The organism is Streptomyces lonarensis (assembly GCF_012033735.1).
Lineage (GTDB): Bacteria > Actinomycetota > Actinomycetes > Streptomycetales > Streptomycetaceae > Streptomyces > Streptomyces lonarensis.
Genome location: NZ_JAAVJD010000053.1, coordinates 1 through 18939, shown reverse-complemented (window position 1 = coordinate 18939; position 18939 = coordinate 1). Strand labels below are relative to the sequence as shown.

12 protein-coding genes and 1 pseudogene are annotated in these 18939 nt (G+C 73.8%); 11 read left to right on the top strand and 2 right to left on the bottom strand.

Annotated features, from left to right (window positions below):
- Nucleotides 1-37 precede the first annotated feature (37 nt).
- The 9 genes from HCN56_RS09715 to HCN56_RS09675 all read left to right on the top strand — a co-directional run bounded on the left by HCN56_RS09715 (nucleotide 38) and on the right by HCN56_RS09675 (nucleotide 11855).
- A complete protein-coding gene (locus tag HCN56_RS09715) occupies nucleotides 38-778 on the top strand; it encodes a TetR/AcrR family transcriptional regulator (protein ID WP_209312552.1) in 741 nt (246 codons plus the stop codon).
- Nucleotides 779-1322: 544 nt separating this feature from the next.
- A complete protein-coding gene (locus HCN56_RS09710) occupies nucleotides 1323-2216 on the top strand; it encodes a hypothetical protein (protein ID WP_167969180.1) in 894 nt (297 codons plus the stop codon).
- A 109-nt stretch (nucleotides 2217-2325) separates the two neighbouring features.
- Complete coding sequence (locus tag HCN56_RS09705; RefSeq protein ID WP_167969138.1) at nucleotides 2326-4635, top strand: bifunctional serine/threonine-protein kinase/ABC transporter substrate-binding protein; 2310 nt, start codon at nucleotides 2326-2328, stop codon at nucleotides 4633-4635.
- A gap of 281 nt (nucleotides 4636-4916) precedes the next feature.
- The gene (locus HCN56_RS09700; protein ID WP_167969127.1) at nucleotides 4917-5879 is read left to right on the top strand and encodes an NAD-dependent epimerase/dehydratase family protein; all 963 of its coding nucleotides are present in this window, start codon (nucleotides 4917-4919) and stop codon (nucleotides 5877-5879) included.
- 121 nt (nucleotides 5880-6000) lie between these two features.
- Nucleotides 6001-6711 carry a Crp/Fnr family transcriptional regulator gene (locus HCN56_RS09695; protein WP_245246422.1) on the top strand — a complete coding sequence of 237 codons (711 nt, stop codon included), beginning with the start codon at nucleotides 6001-6003 and terminating at the stop codon, nucleotides 6709-6711.
- Between the two features lie 99 nt (nucleotides 6712-6810).
- Nucleotides 6811-7860 (top strand): hypothetical protein, encoded by a 1050-nt coding sequence (locus HCN56_RS09690; protein ID WP_167969117.1) that lies wholly within the window; start codon nucleotides 6811-6813, stop codon nucleotides 7858-7860.
- A complete protein-coding gene (locus HCN56_RS09685) occupies nucleotides 7857-10148 on the top strand; it encodes a hypothetical protein (protein ID WP_167969116.1) in 2292 nt (763 codons plus the stop codon). The genes HCN56_RS09690 and HCN56_RS09685 overlap by 4 nt, the downstream gene beginning before the upstream one ends.
- A complete protein-coding gene (locus HCN56_RS09680) occupies nucleotides 10132-11187 on the top strand; it encodes a hypothetical protein (protein WP_167969115.1) in 1056 nt (351 codons plus the stop codon). Before HCN56_RS09685 ends, HCN56_RS09680 begins: the two co-directional genes overlap by 17 nt.
- A gap of 188 nt (nucleotides 11188-11375) precedes the next feature.
- Nucleotides 11376-11855, top strand: coding sequence for a Pycsar system effector family protein (locus HCN56_RS09675; protein WP_167969114.1), 480 nt, complete (start codon nucleotides 11376-11378; stop codon nucleotides 11853-11855).
- An 87-nt stretch (nucleotides 11856-11942) separates the two neighbouring features.
- On the opposite strand, the gene HCN56_RS09670 is transcribed toward HCN56_RS09675, so the two are convergent.
- Nucleotides 11943-13094: a hypothetical protein gene (locus tag HCN56_RS09670; protein ID WP_167969113.1), complete on the bottom strand. Its 1152-nt coding sequence runs from the start codon at nucleotides 13092-13094 to the stop codon at nucleotides 11943-11945.
- Nucleotides 13095-13304: 210 nt separating this feature from the next.
- Between HCN56_RS09670 and HCN56_RS09665 the strand changes: the two genes are divergently transcribed.
- Nucleotides 13305-13892, top strand: coding sequence for a cysteine hydrolase family protein (locus HCN56_RS09665; protein ID WP_209312551.1), 588 nt, complete (start codon nucleotides 13305-13307; stop codon nucleotides 13890-13892).
- A gap of 153 nt (nucleotides 13893-14045) precedes the next feature.
- Here the strand turns inward: HCN56_RS09665 and HCN56_RS09660 are convergent, their stop codons facing one another.
- Nucleotides 14046-16670 carry a GmrSD restriction endonuclease domain-containing protein gene (locus HCN56_RS09660; RefSeq protein WP_167969112.1) on the bottom strand — a complete coding sequence of 875 codons (2625 nt, stop codon included), beginning with the start codon at nucleotides 16668-16670 and terminating at the stop codon, nucleotides 14046-14048.
- Between the two features lie 490 nt (nucleotides 16671-17160).
- Here HCN56_RS09660 and HCN56_RS09655 point away from each other — a divergent pair.
- Nucleotides 17161-18357: pseudogene (locus HCN56_RS09655) on the top strand (IS30 family transposase).
- Nucleotides 18358-18939: the final 582 nt, after the last annotated feature.

Sequence of the window (18939 nt, the reverse complement as noted above, 5' to 3'; positions counted from 1 at the left end):
AGCGGTATGACTGTACTGTTGTCATGTGCCAAGAGTTGTGGACCATGACGAGCGCCGCCGGAACATCGCACGCGGCTACCAGCGGGTGCTGGCGGAGGAGGGGCTCGCCCGTACGTCCTTCGTGCGCGTCGCGGAGGCGGCCGGGGTCTCGGTCGGCCTGATCCAGCACTACTTCACCGGCCGGGAGGCGCTGCTGCGCTTCGCGTACCAGGACTGCGTCGCCGCCGTGGAACGACGGGTCTCCGACCGGATCCGTCGCGGCGAGGCGGCCCGGCTGCCCATCTCGGAACTGCTGTTGGGCGCACTGGACGAACTGCTTCCGCTGGACTCCGAACGCGGCGTCGAGTACAGGGTGCGGCAGCACCTGCTGACCACCGCTCTCGCCGACCAGGAGTTGTCCGCCGTGGCCCGCGAGGCCGACGCGCGACTGCTCGCGAGGGTGGTCACGGCCGTCGAGAACGGCAAGGAGTGCGGGGAGGTGGCAGCCGATCACGACGCCCGGCCGTCGGCCCGCGCGATTCTCGCCGTCACGGACGGGCTCGCCGCCGCGATCGCGCTCCGCGAACCGCTGCGTCGTGAGGAGGGGCGTCACCTGCCGAGCGGCGTCCCGGCCGCGAGCGAAGGGGACCGCGCCCCCCGATCCGCTTCCGACCTCGACGCGGAACGGGCGGCATACGTCGGCCACCTGCCGCCGCTCGACCCCGCGGTCGTGCTCCGGCCCGTTCTCGCGCTCGCCTTCACCGGGCGCTGTCGGCGGCACGACCTGCCCCGGTCCTGAGCTGAGGGCTCGGGGCCGCCCTGAACCGATGCATCGAGGGGTCGTCCGTCGGTGACGGACGGGCGGCGCCGGCTGTGGTCCCGCCGGACTGCCGTGCCGGGCGCCCCGTGGTCGGCGAGGTGGTGGCGTACTCGCCGGGCGCATCGGGCGCGCTCGGGGGGCCGGCCCGCCGGGTGGCTCCCACGGCGGTTATGCGCCATCGGGGGCGCGCGGGCCGAGCGGGCGCGACAGGCCGCCGGCGTCGGTGCCGCGGCGCCTGACCCGCCGTCCACGGCAGCAAATGTCACAGCTCCGCCACTGTCATGCGGGAGGTGCGCCCCCGCTCAATGCCCTGGTTTCGTCATCAGCCCAGGTGAATGGGGTGGGGAGCGGAATGGAGGGCTCCGGCGCCGGTCGCGCGTGGCGTCGCCGTGACGAGACAGGCATCGACACGTGACGGCCGCTGCCTAGACTCGGTCGGAAGGACCGGTAATCCTGGCGGTATCCAGCCTGTCGGGGAAAGACCATGTCGCCTGCGGGGGCCGCGGGGCGAGGGGGGACACGCATGTTTCGCACACGCAGTCTGGGCGTGGCTGCCGCCACGCTGGCCGTCCTGGCGGTGACCGCCTGCGGTTCCGGCGACTCCGACGGGAGCGAGGCCGGCGGCAAGGGCGGCAGCGTCGACGCGGGGGAGAACGACACCGACGGCAGCGAGGCGGACGACGACGCCGATGACGACGGCGACGGCGACGACGCCGAGCAGGTCGACGCCGGGGAGACGGACGACGACGCGGACGAGGGCGAGGACAGCGTCGGCGAACTCCCCGACTCCTACGACTTCACCCCCGACCCCGACCGCGTCCCCCAGGACGCCGAACGCGCCCGGGAACTCACCACCAACGCCCAACTGACCCCGGAGACCTGGCAGGACGGCATGGTCGCCGGCGAACCCTTCGCGACCGCCGGCACCTTCACCGTCCTCGGCGACGACTGCGTCTGGGACCGCGGCGAACTCCCCGACACGGTGCTCGACTCCCTCACCCACCGCATCAACATCCCCGCCGCCGACGGCAAGGGCCTGGTCCAGACGGCGGTCACCGTCACCGTCCACACCAGCGACGACGCCGCCGTCGCCGAGATGGACGCCGTGGTCCAGGAGAGCTTCCGCTGCCCCGACCAGGAACTCGGCGGCGGCCAGCGCCTCAGCGGCCTGCTGTCGATGCCGATGCCGGAGGAGGACGTGCTGAACGCCGACTCCTCCATGTTCGAGGCCGGGCAGTTCTCCACCGACGCCGACCCGACCGCGCACGACTTCGTCTGGTCCAAGTCCCGGATCGGCCCCGTCACCGCCGCGGTCTCCGTGAAGGGCGCCGAGGGCTACGACGTCGTCGAACTGCTCCAGGTCGCCGCCGAGGGCGCCGCCTGGGTCCTCTACAACATCGAACTCGAACTGTCGTGATCCGCGGGCCCCGCCGCCCCGCCCCGGGCGCCGAACCCGCCCGCGGGCGCCGCGGTGGCCCGCCCCGCCCCGCACGCCCCGACCTTCCCGCGCGGAGGACGTCCCGCTGATGCAGCCGCTGCACTCCTCCGACCCCACCTGGGTCGCCGACTACCGGACGTTGGGACGGCTCGGCGCCGGCGGCATGGGCATGGTGCTGCTCGGCCGGTCGCCGGACGGCGGCCTCGCCGCCATCAAACTGATCCGCACCGAGTACGCCGACGACCCCGCGTTCCGCACCCGGTTCCGACGCGAGGTCGCCATCGCGCGACGGGTGCGCAACCGGTGGGCCGTGCCCGTCGTGGCCGCCGACACGGAGGCGGCGGCGCCCTGGCTCGCCACCGAGTTCGTCCCCGGGCCGCCGCTCAACGAGGCGATCGCCGGCCACGGCCCGTTCCCCGTGCCGAGCGTCCGCGCGCTCGGCGTCATGCTCGCCGAGGCGCTGGAGGCGGTGCACGAGGCGGGGCTGGTGCACCGCGACCTCAAGCCGGGGAACGTCCTCCTCGGCCTCGACGGGCCACGCCTCATCGACTTCGGCATCGCCCGCGCGCTGGACGACACCGTCCTCACCGCCACCGACGTCGTCGTCGGCTCGCCCGGCTTCCTCTCGCCCGAACAGGCGCAGGCCCGCACCATCGGACCGGCCAGCGACCTGTTCTCCCTCGGGTGCGTGCTCGCCTACGCCGCCACCGGGCAGCGGCCGTTCGGCAGCGGGCCGGTCGAGGCCATGCTCTTCCGCACCGTCTACGACGAGCCCGACCTCGCCGCCGTCCCCGGCCCGCTGCGGCCCGTCATCGAGGAACTGCTCACCAAGGACCCCGAGCAGCGGCTCACCGCCGCGGCGCTCCGGGCGCGCTGGGAGGAGGCGGAACAGCCCCCGCAGGACGGCTGGCTGCCCGCCCCCGTCACCCGGCTCATCTCCGACCGCGCGGCCGAGATGCTGGCGCTCCCCGCGGCCGACCCGACCGAGATCGCGGGCCCGCCCCCGGGCGGCTCCGACGCGGGCCAGGCCGGGTCGGAGGCCGCCGGCACGCCGTCCGCCGGCTTCGGCCCCCCGCTCGCCACCGGCGGCGCCGGACCCTACGCCCCCGGCAGCGGCACGTTCGGCCCGAGCACCCCGCCACCCGGCGCCCGCGGCCCCGCCGGGCCCCGCCGCCGGCAGGTCCTCCTCGGTGCGCTGGCCACCCTCGCCGTGATCGGTGCCGGCGCGGGCGCCACCGCCCTGTTCTCCGGGGACGACCCCGACGACCGGGCCGACGGCGCCGACACCGACACCGACACCGGGGGCGAAGGCCGCGGCCGGCCCGCCAACGACCGGCCGCAACTCGCCGTCGGGGTCCAGGCCGACCTCGAAGGCGACGGCGCCGACGTCGCCACCGCCCAGATCCGCGGCGCGGAACTGGCGGTCGAGCACCTCAACGCCGACGCCGACCACCCCTTCCGCTACCGGCTGGCCACCGCCGACGACGGCGGCAGCGCCGAGCGCGCCGCCGACGCCGCCGCCGCTCTCATCGACGACCCCGACGTGATCGGTGTCCTCGGCGCCGGCAGCACCGCCGCGCTCAAGGCCTCCATCGACCCCTACGTCAAGGCGCGACTGCCGCTGCTGACCGTCAGCGACGGCTCGACCATCCCCAAGGACTCCGTCTTCGCCTCCGCCCGCACCAGCGACCAGCTCCAGATGACCGGGGTCATGACGTACGTGACCCAGCACGACCAGGGCTCCACCGCCGTCGTCCACACCGGCAGCGAGTACAGCCGCGAGGTCACCCAAGGCGTCCGCAACCTGCTGGCACGCACGCAGACCGTGCACCCCGTGCAGCTCGACCCCTCCGCCGCCGACCACCGCGCCACCGTCCGGGAGCTCGTCTCCCGGCAACCGGACTGCGTCATCTTCGGCGGCGACTGGGAGGAACTCGTCCCCTTCGCCCAGGCCCTCGACGAGACCGGCTGGGACGGCTACCGCATCGCCACGCACAACGCCTACGACCAGCGGCTGTTGGAGCGCGCGGGCGGCGCGGTCGAGGGGTGGGTCCTGGTCGCCGCGGTCGTCGACGCCACCCAGTCCGACGCCGCGGCCGACTTCGCCGCCGCCTACACCGAACGGTTCGAGGAGCCCCCGCCGCCGTACGCGGCCGAGGCGTACGACGCCGTCCACGTCATCGCGCTCTGCGCCGGGGGACTCCGCGAGGACCGCGGCTTCGACGCGGTCACCCGGCAGGAGATGGCGCCGTCCATCCGGGAGATGCGCCACCGGGGCGTCACCAAGACCTTCACCTTCGAACCGGCCGACGGGCGGTTCACCGGCAACGGGGTGTTCTTCTACCGCGTCACCGACGGCGCCTTCGTGCTCCTGGGGACCGACGTACCGCAGGAGTGAGCGGCCCGGACCGGCCCGGTCAGGCCCGGACCGGCGCCTCCCGCCGCCTCCTCCCGACCGGCGGGCAGCAACGGCCCGGCGTCCGAGCCGCCCGTCACGACCGGTAGGTTCCCGTACACCCCCTGCCCGGTAGCCGGATACCGGCGTGCCGGGCATCCTGACAGAACGGCCCACCGGGGCACCGCACCGACGACTCGGCTCCGCCCGAGCACCGCACGCGACGGACGCCCCGGGGCCCGCCGCGCGCTGCCCGCCGTCACCCCCGCAGGAGGCCACCCACCATGCGCGTACTCGTCGCCGGCGCGACCGGCGTCATCGGCCGCCAGCTGATGCCCCTGCTGGCCACCCACGGCCTCCACGGCATCGCGCTCGCCCGCAACGCCCCTCGCGCGGCCGAGGCCGAGCGAACCGGCGCCCAGGTCGTCACCGCCGACGCACTCGACGCCGCGGCGGTCGACGCGGCCGTGGCGGAGGCCGAACCCGACGCCATCGTCAACATGCTCACCGCCATCCCGGCCGTCATCAAGCCGCGTCGCATGGCCGAGCAGTTCGAGACCACCGACCGGCTCCGCACCGAGGGGACCGCGCACCTGCTCGCGGCCGCCCGGCGCCACGGCGTGCGGCACACCATCGCCCAGAGCGTCGCCTTCGCCTACGACCCCGACGCGGGGCTGCGGCCCGCCGTCGAGGACGACCCGCTGTGGCGCGCCCCCGCCGCCCAGTTCGCCCCCGCGCTGGCCGCCGTCCGCGGACTGGAGGAGCAGGTCGTCGCCGCCAACGGGCTGGTGCTGCGCTTCGGCCATCTCTACGGCCCGGGGACCGCCTTCGGCGCCGGAGGCAGCACCACCCGCGCCGTGCGGAAGCGCCGCATGCCGGTGATCGGCGGGGGCACGGCCACCTTCTCGTTCCTCCACACCCACGACGCCGCTACCGCGATCCTCGCCGCCCTCGACCGGCCGGCCGCCGCCGGCATCGTCAACGTGGTGGACGACGACCCGGCGACCGTCTCCGAATGGCTGCCGTACCTCGCCGAACTGGTCGAGGCGCGGCCGCCGTTCCGCCTCCCCGCCGCACTCGCCCGCATGCTGGTGGGCAGCTGGGGCGTCCAGTTCCACACCCGGCTCCGGGGCGCCGACAACACCCGCGCCGCCACCACGCTCGGCTGGCACCCCCGCCACTCCTCCTGGCGCGAGGGGCTGGCCCACGACCTCACCGGCGCCCACCTCGACCACCCCGTCGACTGACCCGCCCGCGCCCCCACCAGCGCCCGCACCCGCGCCCGCACCCGCGCCCGACGAGGGCGGGCGGGCCCGGTGGCGGCCGAAGAGCACTGTCGGTGTCGGACCGGTCTCCTACAGTCCACGCATGACTGGCATCCCCGGAGCGAAACGGCACGCGTCCGTCCCGAGCATGCGCCATCTCATGGGGGAGCGGCCCTGGCAGCGGTTGATCGACACCGCCTACCCGCGCTCCCACCCCGCCGGCGCCACCCTCCTCCGGCAGGGCGAGCCGGGGACGCACGTGCTCGCCCTGCGGCAGGGCGTCGCCAAGGTGCTCCTCGGCGAGCGCGGCGGCGGGCTGACGCTGCTGGCGTTCCGCGGTCCCGGCGAGCTGCTGGGCGAGGTGGCGGTCCTCGACGACGGCGTGCGGTCCGCGAGCGTCGTCGCCATCACCCCCTGCGCCGTCTCCGTCCTCGACAGCACCGCCTTCCTGCGGCTCGCCGCCGAGCAGGAGCTGTACCCCGTGTTCACCCGCTACGCCCTGGGGCGGCTCCGGGAGTCCGACTCGGCACGCGGCGGGGGAGACGTCACCGCCCGCCTGGCCACCGCGCTCCTGCACCTCGCCGACATGTCCGAGGAGCCGTCGCCCGACGCCTCGACCGCCCGGGAGCTGGCGCTCACCCGGAACGAGCTGGCGCAACACCTCGGCGTCTCGCGCAACACGGTGACCACCGCACTGGCGGAACTGGCGCCCGCCCGCGTCCGGGCCGGCCGAGGACGCGTCCACATCGGCGACCTCCGGGTGCTGCGCCGCCTCGCCGGCCCCGGGCGCGACACCGCGCCCGGGGCTGTGTGACGGCCCTCACGCCCCCTCGGCACCGAGCGAGCACACGCCGTCCATTCGCCCGAGCAGGATCTCTCTTCCCACCCGGCACCGAAGAGCCCAGGAGCACCCGTGTCCGACGTACAGCGCCCCGCCGACGCCCGCCCCCACAGCGGCAGTCGGCACCTGCCGCCCTACCGGGGCATCCTCGCGGTCGACGCGAAGGACTTCACCGGTCATCCCGCCGTCCAGCACGAGTACATCAGCCGGTCCGTCCCCCAGCTCCTGGAGCGGGCGTTCGACCGCTGCGGCCTCTCCGAGATCTGGGAGTCGCGCCGGTTCCCGGCCTCCACCGGCGACGGCTACGTCTTCGGGTACGACCCCGCCTGGCTGCCGTTCGTCGTCCACCCCTGGCTCCCCGCGCTCCAGGACGTGCTGGCCGAGTTCGCGCTCCACGCCGCCGGCGCGGTCCGCATCCGGCTCCGCGTCAGCCTCCACGTCGGGCCGCTCCCCGACTCCGGCGGCGAGTTCGCGGGCAACGGCACACCCCGCAACGACACCCACCGGCTGCTGGACTCCCGCCCGGTGAAGGGGATGCTGGCCGCCTCCGACGAGAACGTCACCTACGTCGCCGCCATCCTGTCCGACCGCTGCTACCAGGACGCGGTCGCCTCCGGATACACGGGACGGCACCCGGAGCACTTCATCGAGGTGCCGGCCACCGTCGAGGGCAAGCAGTTCGACCAGCGCGCGTACCTCTACGTCCCGACCCCGTCCGGCAGCCTCTTCGACCGGCGCATCCTCGGCGAGCGCGTGATGCGGGACCACGGCGCACCGAACGCCGGGGCCGGCGACGTCGCCCCGCCGCACCCCCGGCGGCAGGGGACGACGACCCACCGCACCACCGTCAGCAACTCCGCCGAGCGGGGAAACCTCAACACCGGCACGGTCCACGGCGGGCAGAGCGTCACCAACAACGACGCCTCGCACGGCGGCCACGTCGGCGACATCGCCGGCGACCAGGTGGGCGGCGTCGCCGGCGACTACGTGCGCGGCGACCGGATCAGCGGGTTCGCCGGCGACTACGTGCGCGGCGACCGCCACGGCGGCAACCGGGCCGAGACCGTCCGCGGCGACCAGGGCGACACCCACCGCGGCGGCCCGGGCGAGGCCGACCGATGACCGCGACGGACCACCCCGACGGGGCCCCCGGCGGCGGGACGGTACTGGCCGCCCGCCCCGAGGACCCGGCGGACGACGGAGACCGGCGGACGGCCGCCCCCGGGCGGTCCGGCAGGGACGGCCACGGCCCGCCCGCCGGGGACGACCGCGAGCGGCCCGCCACCGAACCGGTCACGGAGGAGTTCCCGGAAGACGCCCTGGCCGGCCGCCCGCCGACCGGCGCCGGAGGCGTGTTCATCCACGCACCCGGCGGCAACATCAACACCGGCGCCCTCCACGGAGACCAGCGCGTGGTCAACGACTCCGCCGCGTCGACACCGGGCAGCCTCCCCGAAGAGACGTACGCGGAGCCCGTCACCGCCCGGGAGATCCGCGAGGCCCTCCACGGCTTCACCCGGCCGGTCTGGTTCGACTCCGCGCTGCGCGCCCTGGACGACCGCGTCCTGTTCCTCGTCGGACGGCAGGGCAGCGGCCGCCGCACCGCCGCCCTGAACCTGCTGCACGACCACCGCGGACCCAGCTTCGACCTGCGGGTGCTCGACGGAGACACCGACCTCGCCTCCTGGCGCCCGGTCGACAAGGCTCACGGCTACCTCGTGCCCGGCCTGGCCCCGGGACGGATGACCCCGGACCAGTGCCTCGGCCGCAGCACGCTGGCCACCTTGCGGCGGCGCCTGACGGAGGCCGACGCCTGCATGGTCGTCGTCCTGCCGGATCAGCCGCACCTGGTGCGCCCGTTCACCCGGCAGCTCGACGTGAAGCCGATCCGATGCCAACCACCGCCGACACGTGAGGTGTTCACCTCGGTCCTGGCCGCGGAGATCCCCGACGAGGCCGAGCGCCGCCACCTGGTGGAGCGTGCCGGCCCGACGCTGGTGGAGGAGCTGCTCGACGCCGACCTCACGCCGGCGGACGTGACCGAGCTGGTGGGCGTGCTCGTGAACGCGGGCGAGGACGGCCCCGACCCGGACGACGTGCTCGACCGGCTCAGCTTCCTCGCGCACGACGAGGTACCCGAACTGCTTGCCGCCGTGCGGGAACAGCCCGACGCCCTGGCCTTCCTGCTCTCCGTCTGCGTCTTCGAGGGCGAGGACCACCGCGTGATCCGGGAGGAGGCGGATCGGCTGCTCCTCGTCGCCGACGGCCGGCTGCACCACGCGCTGCACCCCTGGGCGGAGCCGCCCCCGGTGGACCGGCAGCCGACGGAACCCGAGGCCAACCCGGCGTTCGTGCTCCGCCGATCCCTCGACGACCTGCTGCGTCTGACCGGGGCACACTGCGGCGAGCCGGAGATCCGCCAGGCGCCCGGCTACGGCTACACCGTCGAACCCGTCCGGTTCGTCCGCACCGGGCAGGGCGCCGCGCTGCTGCACCACCTGTGGCGGCAGTACAGCGGGATCGCCCTGCTGCTCACCACCTGGCTGAGCGATGTCCCGGACCGGTCCGACCTCGCCGTCCCCGTCGGCAACGTCATGGGACGGGCCGTCATCTGGGGGAGCGGCCGACATGCGCTCGAACACGTCCGGGAACTGGCCAGGTCCGACCGGGACGGGCATCGGCGGATCGCCGCCCACGCCCTCGCCATGGCGGCCGAGAGCCCGCTGCGCCGCAGCGAGATCACGCACTTCCTGCGCCACTGGAGCTGGGGAGGCGGCTGGCGGCTCCGCACCACCGCGGCGCTCACCTGCGGCACCTCGTTCGGGGCGCACCGCCCCGACCTGGCCGTCAGGTTGCTGGGCACCTGCTACCGGGGGAGGGAGGGCGACGAGCGCGCGGTCGCCGCTGCCGTGGTCTGGTCCCTGGACACGATCTTCGCGGGCGGTGCGGAAGAGGTCGTCATCACCCATCTGACGGAGTGGCGCACCGAGGGAGCCCGCGCCCGCGCCAAGGCCGCCGACCTGCTCCCCTGTCTGCTGCTCCGGCACTCCTGGTTCTGGAACCAGCTCCGGACCGGCGGTGACTTCCGCGACGCGGTGATCGACCTGGTGCACCTCGCGCTCGTGGCGGACCGGACGTTCGACGCCACGGCGGACCAGCTGCTGGAGTGGTGCCGTGCCGCCTCCCGCGACCAGCACGTGCACAGCGCCGTCGTGACGCTGCTGACCGCCCTCTCCCACCGGCTCGACCGCGGGGTGCTGCGACTGTTCCGCCGCATCGACCGCGACGAGACCGTCGACGCGAGCGTCCGCCGCATCGCCCACCGGGCCTTGCAGAGCTGGCGCACCGCCGAACCCGCCACTCCCCGCCGACCAGCAGCCCCCGGAGGCGAGCATGATCCCCGAAGCTGAGACGACGAGCGCACCGCTCTTCACCCTCGCCGCCCGCTCCCCCTGGCGGGAGCGCGTGGCCCAACGCTGGGCGAGCCGCCGCGACCGGGCGCTGGTCCTGCGGGACCGCGACGGCGGGTACCACCTGGCCGGCGGCAACCGCTCGCCGTCCGCCACCACCAAGCCGCAGCCGGGCATCGGCATCGACGGTGAGGACGACTTCTCGTACTCCGCACCCGGCGGGTTCCGCTACGACGCCGCCTTCTACGTCCGGCTGGACGAGGCGGCCGGAACGCTGCCCATCAGCCTGCCCGGAGCGCACCAGCGGGAGTCCCACGACGTCCACATCCGCTGGTGGGTGCGGAACCCCGTGGAGGTGGTCCGGTCGCGGACCACCGACGGCTGGTCCGTCGTCCGCGGCCAGGCGGTGGCAGCGGTCCGCGAGGTCTTCGAGCGCTACCGCACGGCGGGCAGACACGTCAGCCCGGCCGAGCTGCTCAGCCAGCTCTCCGACCCCCGCGAGCTGCACGACACCGGCCTGACCTACCACGCCGTGGAGGTGCGCGAGCGGGACGACGAGCGCGAGGTCCGGCTGGGAGCCGGTGACGACACCGGCCCGCCGGCGTCCTGGGCGGAGATCGACAAGGAGGCGTACGCCTTCTGCCTGCGGGCGGTCCGCGACGGCCCGGCGTCCCTGGCCGCGCTCTGGCTGGTCAGACACCCCGACCAGGTGCGCGAGGTCCTCGACTGGTCGGTCGCCCACGCCGAACTCCTCCGGGGCGAGACCACCTGGCAGAACGAGATGGCCGGGATGCTGGGAACGCTCAGCGCCGAGGAGCAGGGGGAGCTGTCCGAGGTGGTCCGCGACCGGCTGGCCGCTCTCGGCCGCCCCGTGCCCGGCGCCCCCGCCCCCGGTGCCGGTGCCGGGCCCGGGCCCGGGGGCGGTGCCGGTCCTTCCGATCCCGGGGCGGGGAGCGGCGGCACCCGCGCGCCCTACCCCGCGATGCCCGGGGCCCGCCCCAACGGATGGGACCCCCGGACCGTCGGCGGCGGGCGATGACCCCGCCGGCGCGACGCGGGACCGTCCCGTGGGGACGCCGCCCCCGGCCGGGCGGCGCCGTGGTCGTCCCGTTACCCGCCCGCCGCCGGCGGACGGCAGCAGGGCCGCACCCGGCGGGGCCGCGGCGTCGCCCGCCCGCCGTCCGGGACCGGGGCAGGGACCGGGGCAGGGACCGGGAGTCCGACGGGGTGGTGGCGGCGATCGAGCGGTTCGCGGCCGCCAACGCGGTCGAGCTGACCCGCGCCGACGCCAAGGCCGCCGTGCTGCTCGCCTTCACCGGCGCGGTCATGGGCATCGCGATCAGCGGCGTCGCGAAGGGGCCGCAGGCCGCGGCGGGGCCGGGCGGGGTGCTGTGGTGGTCGGGGACGGTCTGCGGGCTGCTGGCCGTCGGGTGCTTCGTCCGCGCCATCGCGCCCCGCCACCGCACGCGTGGTGAGAACGGCCGGCACGACGGCCCCGGCTACTTCCAGCACGTCACGGGGGAGATGACCGGCGAACGACTCCGCCGGGCGTTCGAGCAGGTCGGACGGGACCCGGCCCCGCCGCTGCTGGCGTCGCTGGAGCGCACCAGCGGGATCATCCGCGTCAAGTACCGCTGGATCGAGGCCGGCACCGTGCTGCTGCTGCTCGCGCTGCCGCAGTACGCGCTACTGGTGCGCCCGGGGTGAGCGCGGCTCCGGCCGCGGCCGTCCGGCCCCGGGCGCGACCCTGCCCCGCCGGGGGCCGGCGGGGCAGCGGTCGGGAGTGGGCGGGACTCAGGCCGTGGCGTGGGCCTGCTCCACCGCGACGTCACGCACCCGGCAGAACTCGGCCGCCGGGTCGGACGAGTAGCGCCACGGCACGGCGTCCACATACCCGTCGACCAGGCGGAACTGCTCCAGCGCCGCCTCGTGGCGCCCCTGCCAGGTGAGGAAGGCCGCCAGCAGGTGCCGCACCTCCGCCACGCGCACGTCGTCCGGGTCCGCGGCCGCGACATCCAACAGAGCCGCGTCGACCCGCTTGATCATCTCCGGGGTGCAGTCCTCGGAGTCCGGCGCCCCGGTGTGCAAGGCGTATTCGTAGTGGGCGAGCAGTGGCATCGCCGAGAGCAGGCTGCCGGTGGGCGCGTTGTCGGCGGCACGGGTGGCGAACCCCATCGCCAGTTCGTGCGAGCCGCGCCACTTGGCGCTCCAGTACTGCAGCGCGGAGAAGTGGGCCTCGAAGTGGAGGGGCGCACGGGAGGTGATCTCCTCCCACAGCGCGTGCATCACCTCGTGCGGATAGCCCAGGCCGAGGCCGATCCAGATCTCACTGATGTAGGGGGTCGGGTCCGCCGGGTTCAGCTCGGCGGCGCGCCCGTTGATGCCGCGGGCGCGCAGCAGGACCTGGTGGAAGTCGCGGAACTGCTCCTCCGTCGTGTGCTCCGCCCGCTTGGCGCCCCGGAACTTCCACGCGCGGATGACGGCGCCCCTGCCGGCGACGACTGCCGCGTCCGCCGAGTCGGGGCGTTCGGCGTCCCACTCGCGCAGCCAGGTGTCGTCGACGGCGGCGACCTCACCGAGCAGATAGGCGCAACGGGAGCGCCGCTCCCAGTCGTCACCGATCTTCTCCATCAGCTCCGCCGCGGGGCGCCACGCGCCGCTGCGGGCCGCCTCGACGACGAAGACCACCTCGGGCTGCTCCGGCCTGCTGGTCTTGGTGTTCTGGCGATCCGGCGGCAGCAGACCGAGGGCGGCGACCTGGTCGGACATCACATAGCCCTCGTCCTCCGCGGCCGCGTCCTCGTCGTCGACCGTTCCGTGGTCCGGGTCGGTGTCCGGGGTGGGGTTGCGGTACTCGCGGACGAAGTCCAGCACGAACGAGCCGACCAGCCAGACCACGAAGACGGCGGTGGGTATCGCGAAGATCAACAGGATGACGAGCAGCACGGCGTGTCCACTTCGGTCGTTACAGATGCCGCCCCACGCGGCGCGCGATCATAACCCGTCACTGAATGGTCACAATCAATCGGTGCCCCTCAACTCCGGGCTCGTCATGGTCACATGGGCGTCACGCGTCCTCCACGGATTTCCCGTGGTCCGCGGCGCGGTCGAAACCCGCTCCCGCAGGGCAGGCTGACGCGGACGAGAGGAGCCCCGATGGCCGGAGCGAGCGGAGCGGTGGACGTCGACCGCGCGGTGCTGATCGTGGTCGACCTGCAGAACGGCTTCATCAACCAGCACACCGAGCACCTGCCACCCGCGATCGCGGCACTGGCCGGTCGCTGGCGCGCCGCCGGCCGGCCGGTGGTCCTCACCCGCTACCTCAACCACCCGGGGAGCCCCTTCGAGCGCCACCTCGACTGGACCAGGCTCCAGTCCGCGCCGGAGACCGACATCGTCTCCGCGCTCGCGCCGCTGGTACCGGACGCCCACGCCGTGATCGACAAGCCGGGCTACACCTGCTTCACCCCCGCCGCCGACGCGCTCATCACCGCGGCCGGCTGGACCGACCTCGTCTTCTGCGGCATCGCCACCGACTCGTGCGTCCTCAAGTCGGCGGTGGACGCCTTCGAACGCGGCCACACCGTACGGGTCCTCACCGACGCCTGCGCCAGCGACGCCGGACCGGCCGTCCACGCCGCCGGCCTCGTCGTCGCCCACCGCCTCATCGGAGCCACCGGCCTGATCACCACCCCGGACCTCCTCGCCCGACTCCCCGAGCCCGGCGGGCACCCCGGCGGCTGACGGGACGCGCCCGGGGCAGCGGGAGGCCTGCGCCGGCCCCGAGGAGGAGGGACGACCGCGAGGAGGGCGCCCGCCGCGGCGCCGATGCGCCCCGACCGCTCCGGCCCCCGCTCGTGGCCCCGCCGTCCCGAGCCACCGCCCGGGGCCGCACCGTCAGGGCCTCTCGCGCTGCTCCCAGCAGTCCCGGAACCACGCAAGCGTCCTGAGCAGTCGCTCCCGGTTCGCGGCGTCCTCCAGGACGGCGAGGCGGAAGGTGGGTCGCAGCTCCAACTTGCCCTCCGGGATCGCGACGCCGTCCACGGCGTTGAGCCGGTTCAGCAACTCCACACGCCACGCACGCTCCACGAAGGGCTCGCGGCGGGCCATGTGCGCGAACACCACCTCGGCGGTGCCGCCCCGCCCGCTGCCGGGGTACAGCGTGAGCGGCCAGATGCCCTGGCCGGGCAGCCCCGCGCGGCCCAGCATCAGATACGCGCTGGTCGTGACGGTGCCCGCGCCGTGAGCGACCCAGCCCCCGAGCTTCTCCCACCCGGCGAGCAGCTCCTGTACCGCCGCGACCGTGGCAGGCGAGTCGTCCGCCGCCAACTGCCGCACGAACCGTGCGGCCCGCGTCTCCTCGCCGCCGTCCGCCCGTGCGGCATCCACCGGCGGCGCATCCACCGGCGGCGCGGACTCCGCCTCCCCGCCGCCCTCCGCGATGTCGAGGAGCACCGCCAGATCGTCCACGCTCAGCCGCTGCGCCGGATCGGCGCCACCACCGGCCGCGAACCGGACCCCGTCCGCCGCGAGCCGGGTACGGACATCGCCGCCGTCCGACCCCGTCCACCGGAAACCGTCCGCCACCCTGCCGTCGGCGTTGAGGACCCGGTAGGCGTTGACCACGCCCTCGGTGTTGGCCAGATGCGCCCCCACCGCCTGCGCGCCCGAACCGACGAACGCGGCGAGGTCGCCGTAGGAGGTCCAGGTGCCGTGCGGCAGCACCGCGAGCACCTGGTGGGCGAGGCGCCAGTCCCGGCTCCGCTCCGCGCGCCCCCGGCGCTGCTGCGGGGCGGGCCAGATGCGGACCGCCCGGTCGGCGAGGTCGTCGGCCCGCGCCATGATCTGCTCCACACCCCAGCGGTCGGTGGCGGCGATCCGGCGGTTCATCTCCAGCCGGCTGTTGTCCAGCAGCCCCTGCTTGCGCTCGAAGGGATGGTTGGACAGCTGGGAGTTGACGCCGGTCAGCGTCAGGTTGCCGAGCGTGTGCAGCAGCCGGGTGTGCAGCTCCTCCGCCGACTCGCCCTCCGCCGCAGCCTCGGCGTCCTCCGCGAGCACCCGCAGCCACGCGTCACCGGGCGACTGCGGCATCACGTGCTCGATGGTCAGCTCCGCCGACGCGAAGTCGACCGGCTCGGAGTGCTCGTGGCTCTCCTCCAGCCGCTGGAGCACGATGCGGCGCTGGTTCCACCGCCCGTACTGGTAGAACGGCGCCCCGCGGAACTTCTCCCGCAGCTCCTCGTCGTCGGGCCAGAACCGGTTCGCCGCGGAGAGCAGCCGGTGCAGCCCGTCCGCCACCCCCTCGTCCCGCGGCAGCTGCGCCGGCACCGACTGGAAGATCCGGTTGAGGTTGTTGGTCGGCACCCGGCAGATCATCCGCCGCGCCAGGAAGCTCTCGACGTACGACAGGGCACGGGCCGCCTCGGCGGCGTCGGCAGCGCCCCGGTCGAGCTGCTCCAGCACCACCATCAGCGCGGGGTAGGTCACCACCGCCTGCCACTCCCGCAGCCGCTGCAACGCGCCCCGCAGCACCGGGTCGGGCTCCTCCGCCGGCCGGACGATCCGCCGGAACAGGAAGCTGCGGCGGTGCAGTTCCCTGATGTACGCCTCGATGTCCGCCTCGGAGGCGGTCTCCCCGCCCGCACCGGGCTCGAAGCGCTGCTGCTGCGCCGTGTACAGGTCCCGGCGCCGCACCCGGTCGTCGCCGTCGAGCACCAGCTGCAGCCACATCAGCTGCTCCAACTCGTCGTTGGTCAGGCTGCTCTGCAACGGCAACCAGCTGCCCTCGTACACCTCCTCGCCCCGGGTCGGCAGCCGCATGAACAGGTAGTTGCGCAGCAGGTCGGCCTGACTCAGCTTCAGCCCGGTGTTGTTGAGCGACTCGAAGATGCGGTGCACGTTGTCGCCGCGCTCGGCCGTGATGGTCACCAGCATCAGCCGGGAGGTGACGGCCTGCTCGATCCGCAGCACCTCCCGCGCCCCCGCAGCGGCGTCGGCCGCGGCTTCGGCCAGGTCGGCGAGCTTGCGGCGGAAGAAGCGGTACGCCGTGATCACCCGGTCGTCCGGGAGCTGCTCGACCTGCGCCCGCCGCACATGGGCGGCGTACTGCGGCCGGTCCGCCTGCGTCGGCAACAGGCGGAAGTGGTCGTTCCCCTTCTTGCGCTTGTTGACGAGGTACTCCTCGTCGATGCGCTCCGCCTCGTCCGGGTGCGCCTCGGCGAGGTGGTCGCGGATCGCGGTCAGCACCAGCGAGAGGGTGGTCAACCGCTGCTGGCCGTCGACGACCAGCCAGCGGGGGAACGTCGCCTCGTTCTGCGGCGACGGCGCGAGGACGACGGAGCCGAGGAAGTGCGTGCTCGCCGCGGTGCCCGCGTCCACCAACTCTGCCTGGTCCAGGATGTCGAGCCACAGCTGCGCCAGCTGCTTCTCCGTCCAGGAGTACGTCCGCTGGTAGAGCGGCACCTGGAACTGCTGCGCCCGCCCCTGCACCAGATCCGCGAAGTGTGATTCCTCAGCCCGCATGTCCCTCGTCCCCCGTCGTCACGACCAGTCGGTCTGTGCAGACGATATGACCCGCCACCGACGGCCGTCCGGCACTTCCGCCCCACGGTCCACCTGCCGAGACGCTGCCGGAGTCCCGCGCGCCGGGGGACGGACGGGACGTGATCTCGCTGCTTCGCGACGGACACCCGAGAGCCCCGCCGTGTACAACGGCCGGGACAACGCCGTTCCGGGACAACGACGTAGGGCCCCACCGCCGAGGCTTGGGTTCTAACGGTCCTCGCAACACCCGCGATCTGTGGGAGTTGCGAGGACCGTGGCCGTTGGAAGCGATGATCTTGCGGGAATACGGGAGCGTTTTCTCGCGCGGCTGGATGCCGTGGGGAACGTGACCTTGGTGGCGCGTGAGCTGGGAGTGAACCGGAGCACCGCCTTCGGCTGGGCCCGGAAGGCCGGACGGAGCTCGGTGCGCCTGTCTCGGCGCCACCCCGGGCGGGACGAGTACGAGCGGCTGCGGGCCGCCGGTGTCACACGCCGGGTCGCGGCCTGGCGTGTCGGCGTGAACGAGCGCACGGCCAAGGACTGGGACTGGGGCGTCAAGAAGACCGCCACCAGGCGCACTTACGCTGATGGGCGCCGTGTCGACTACGCCACCGGGACCGTCACGATGTCCGGTGTGACCACGCCATCGGTGGGCCTGAGCGCCCTGGAGAAGCAGCTTCACCCTCGGTTCCTGACGCTCGCCGAGCGCGAGAGGATCCGCGATCTCCGCGCGGCCGGTCAGTCGATGCGGGCGATCGGACGCGCCTTGGGGCGTCCGGCGAGCACAGTCAAGCGGGAGATCGACGCGAACTCGGGCCGCGAGGACTACCAGCCCTACGCCGCCCACCGGAAGGCCGCCGCGCGCAGACCCCGGCCCAAGGACCGCAAAGTACTGCGCGAGGGACACCTGCGTCGCTTCGTCCAGGACCGACTGCGCCGGCGCTGGTCACCCGAGCAGATCTGCCACGTTTGACGCAAAGAGCATCCCGACGACGAGAACATGCGGGTGAGCGTGGAGACGATCTACCAGGCGTTGTACTTCCAGGCCCGCGGGGGCCTGAAACGGGAAGTGCAGGCCGCCGTCCGGTCCGGCCGGACCCGCCGCAAGCCCCGCCGGGACCCCCAGCGGCGCACGCCCCGGTTCACCGACCCGATGGTGATGATCAGTGACCGCCCCGCCGAGATCGAGGACCGGGCCGTGCCCGGGCACTGGGAAGGCGACCTGATCATCGGCGCCGCCGGCCGTTCCGCGATCGCCACCCTCGTCGAGCGCAGCACCCGCTACACCATGCTGGTCCACCTGCCCGGCGGCGCACACGACGCCGAGACCGTCCGCGACGGCCTGCTCACCACGGTCCAGACCCTCCCCGCCCACCTCCGCGGCTCCCTCACCTGGGACCAGGGCAGCGAGATGGCCCGCCACCACCAGTTCAGCACGGCCACCGGTATGCCCGTCTACTTCTGCGACCCCGCCTCGCCCTGGCAACGCGGCTCCAACGAGAACACCAACGGGCCGCTGCGGCAGTACTTCCCCAAGGGCACCGACCTGAGCAACCACACCCCCGAAGACCTCGAACACTTCGCCCAGGAACTCAACGGCCGCCCACGCAAGACGCTCGACTGGGATACCCCAGCCGAGCGTCTACGTGATCTACTCACCACCTAAAACCGGGCGGTGTTGCGACGACCCCTTGAACCCAAGAGGCGATGGAGCCCTACGTTCAGCCCGGTGAAGGCTGGGCGGAGGATACTGATTCGAACTCGCGAGGGTGTGAACCCAACACGCTTTCCAAGCGTGCAAGTGGCTGTTAGCGAGTGTCCGTGAGCGGTCGTTCCGCAGCTCAGCCTCAGCGAGGTTCGGTGTCCGACGATGAATCAGTGCGGGCACGAGCGAATGACCAGAAACCACCGGCAACCTCGGCCTCTACTGGACAGGGTTGGCTGGGCGCCAGGCGAAACACGGACCCGGTGTTCGCCGCACCCACCGACCGAGTTGCCGGCGAGCTGGGCGGCGGTCTCCTTGAGCGCGGGGTGCTCTCCAAGCTTGCCGCTGGCAGCTAGGTTGCCAGTGTCGGTATAGCGGTGGAAGAACTACCCAATGCGGACAGTGAGGTTTTCTCAACGGTGCTTACTTCCATGAGCCGTGTAGGACGAGGGCGGCTTTGGTGATGGCTCCGATTCTGTTGGGGCTGAGGGTGACGTGCTGGAGTGCGCGCCAGCGTTGCTTGAGTTCGGCGGCGGCGCGTTC

Bases quoted from the DNA above. Each gene is read 5' to 3' on its own strand.
- HCN56_RS09695 (WP_245246422.1), top strand. From the start codon at position 6,001: ATGACTGGCATCCCCGGAGCGAAACGGCACGCGTCCGTCCCGAGCATG.
- HCN56_RS09660 (WP_167969112.1), bottom strand. From the start codon at position 16,670: ATGCGGGCTGAGGAATCACACTTCGCGGATCTGGTGCAGGGGCGGGCG.
- HCN56_RS09665 (WP_209312551.1), top strand. From the start codon at position 13,305: ATGGCCGGAGCGAGCGGAGCGGTGGACGTCGACCGCGCGGTGCTGATC.
- HCN56_RS09680 (WP_167969115.1), top strand. From the start codon at position 10,132: ATGATCCCCGAAGCTGAGACGACGAGCGCACCGCTCTTCACCCTCGCC.
- HCN56_RS09700 (WP_167969127.1), top strand. From the start codon at position 4,917: ATGCGCGTACTCGTCGCCGGCGCGACCGGCGTCATCGGCCGCCAGCTG.
- HCN56_RS09685 (WP_167969116.1), top strand. From the start codon at position 7,857: ATGACCGCGACGGACCACCCCGACGGGGCCCCCGGCGGCGGGACGGTA.
- HCN56_RS09705 (WP_167969138.1), top strand. From the start codon at position 2,326: ATGCAGCCGCTGCACTCCTCCGACCCCACCTGGGTCGCCGACTACCGG.
- HCN56_RS09710 (WP_167969180.1), top strand. From the start codon at position 1,323: ATGTTTCGCACACGCAGTCTGGGCGTGGCTGCCGCCACGCTGGCCGTC.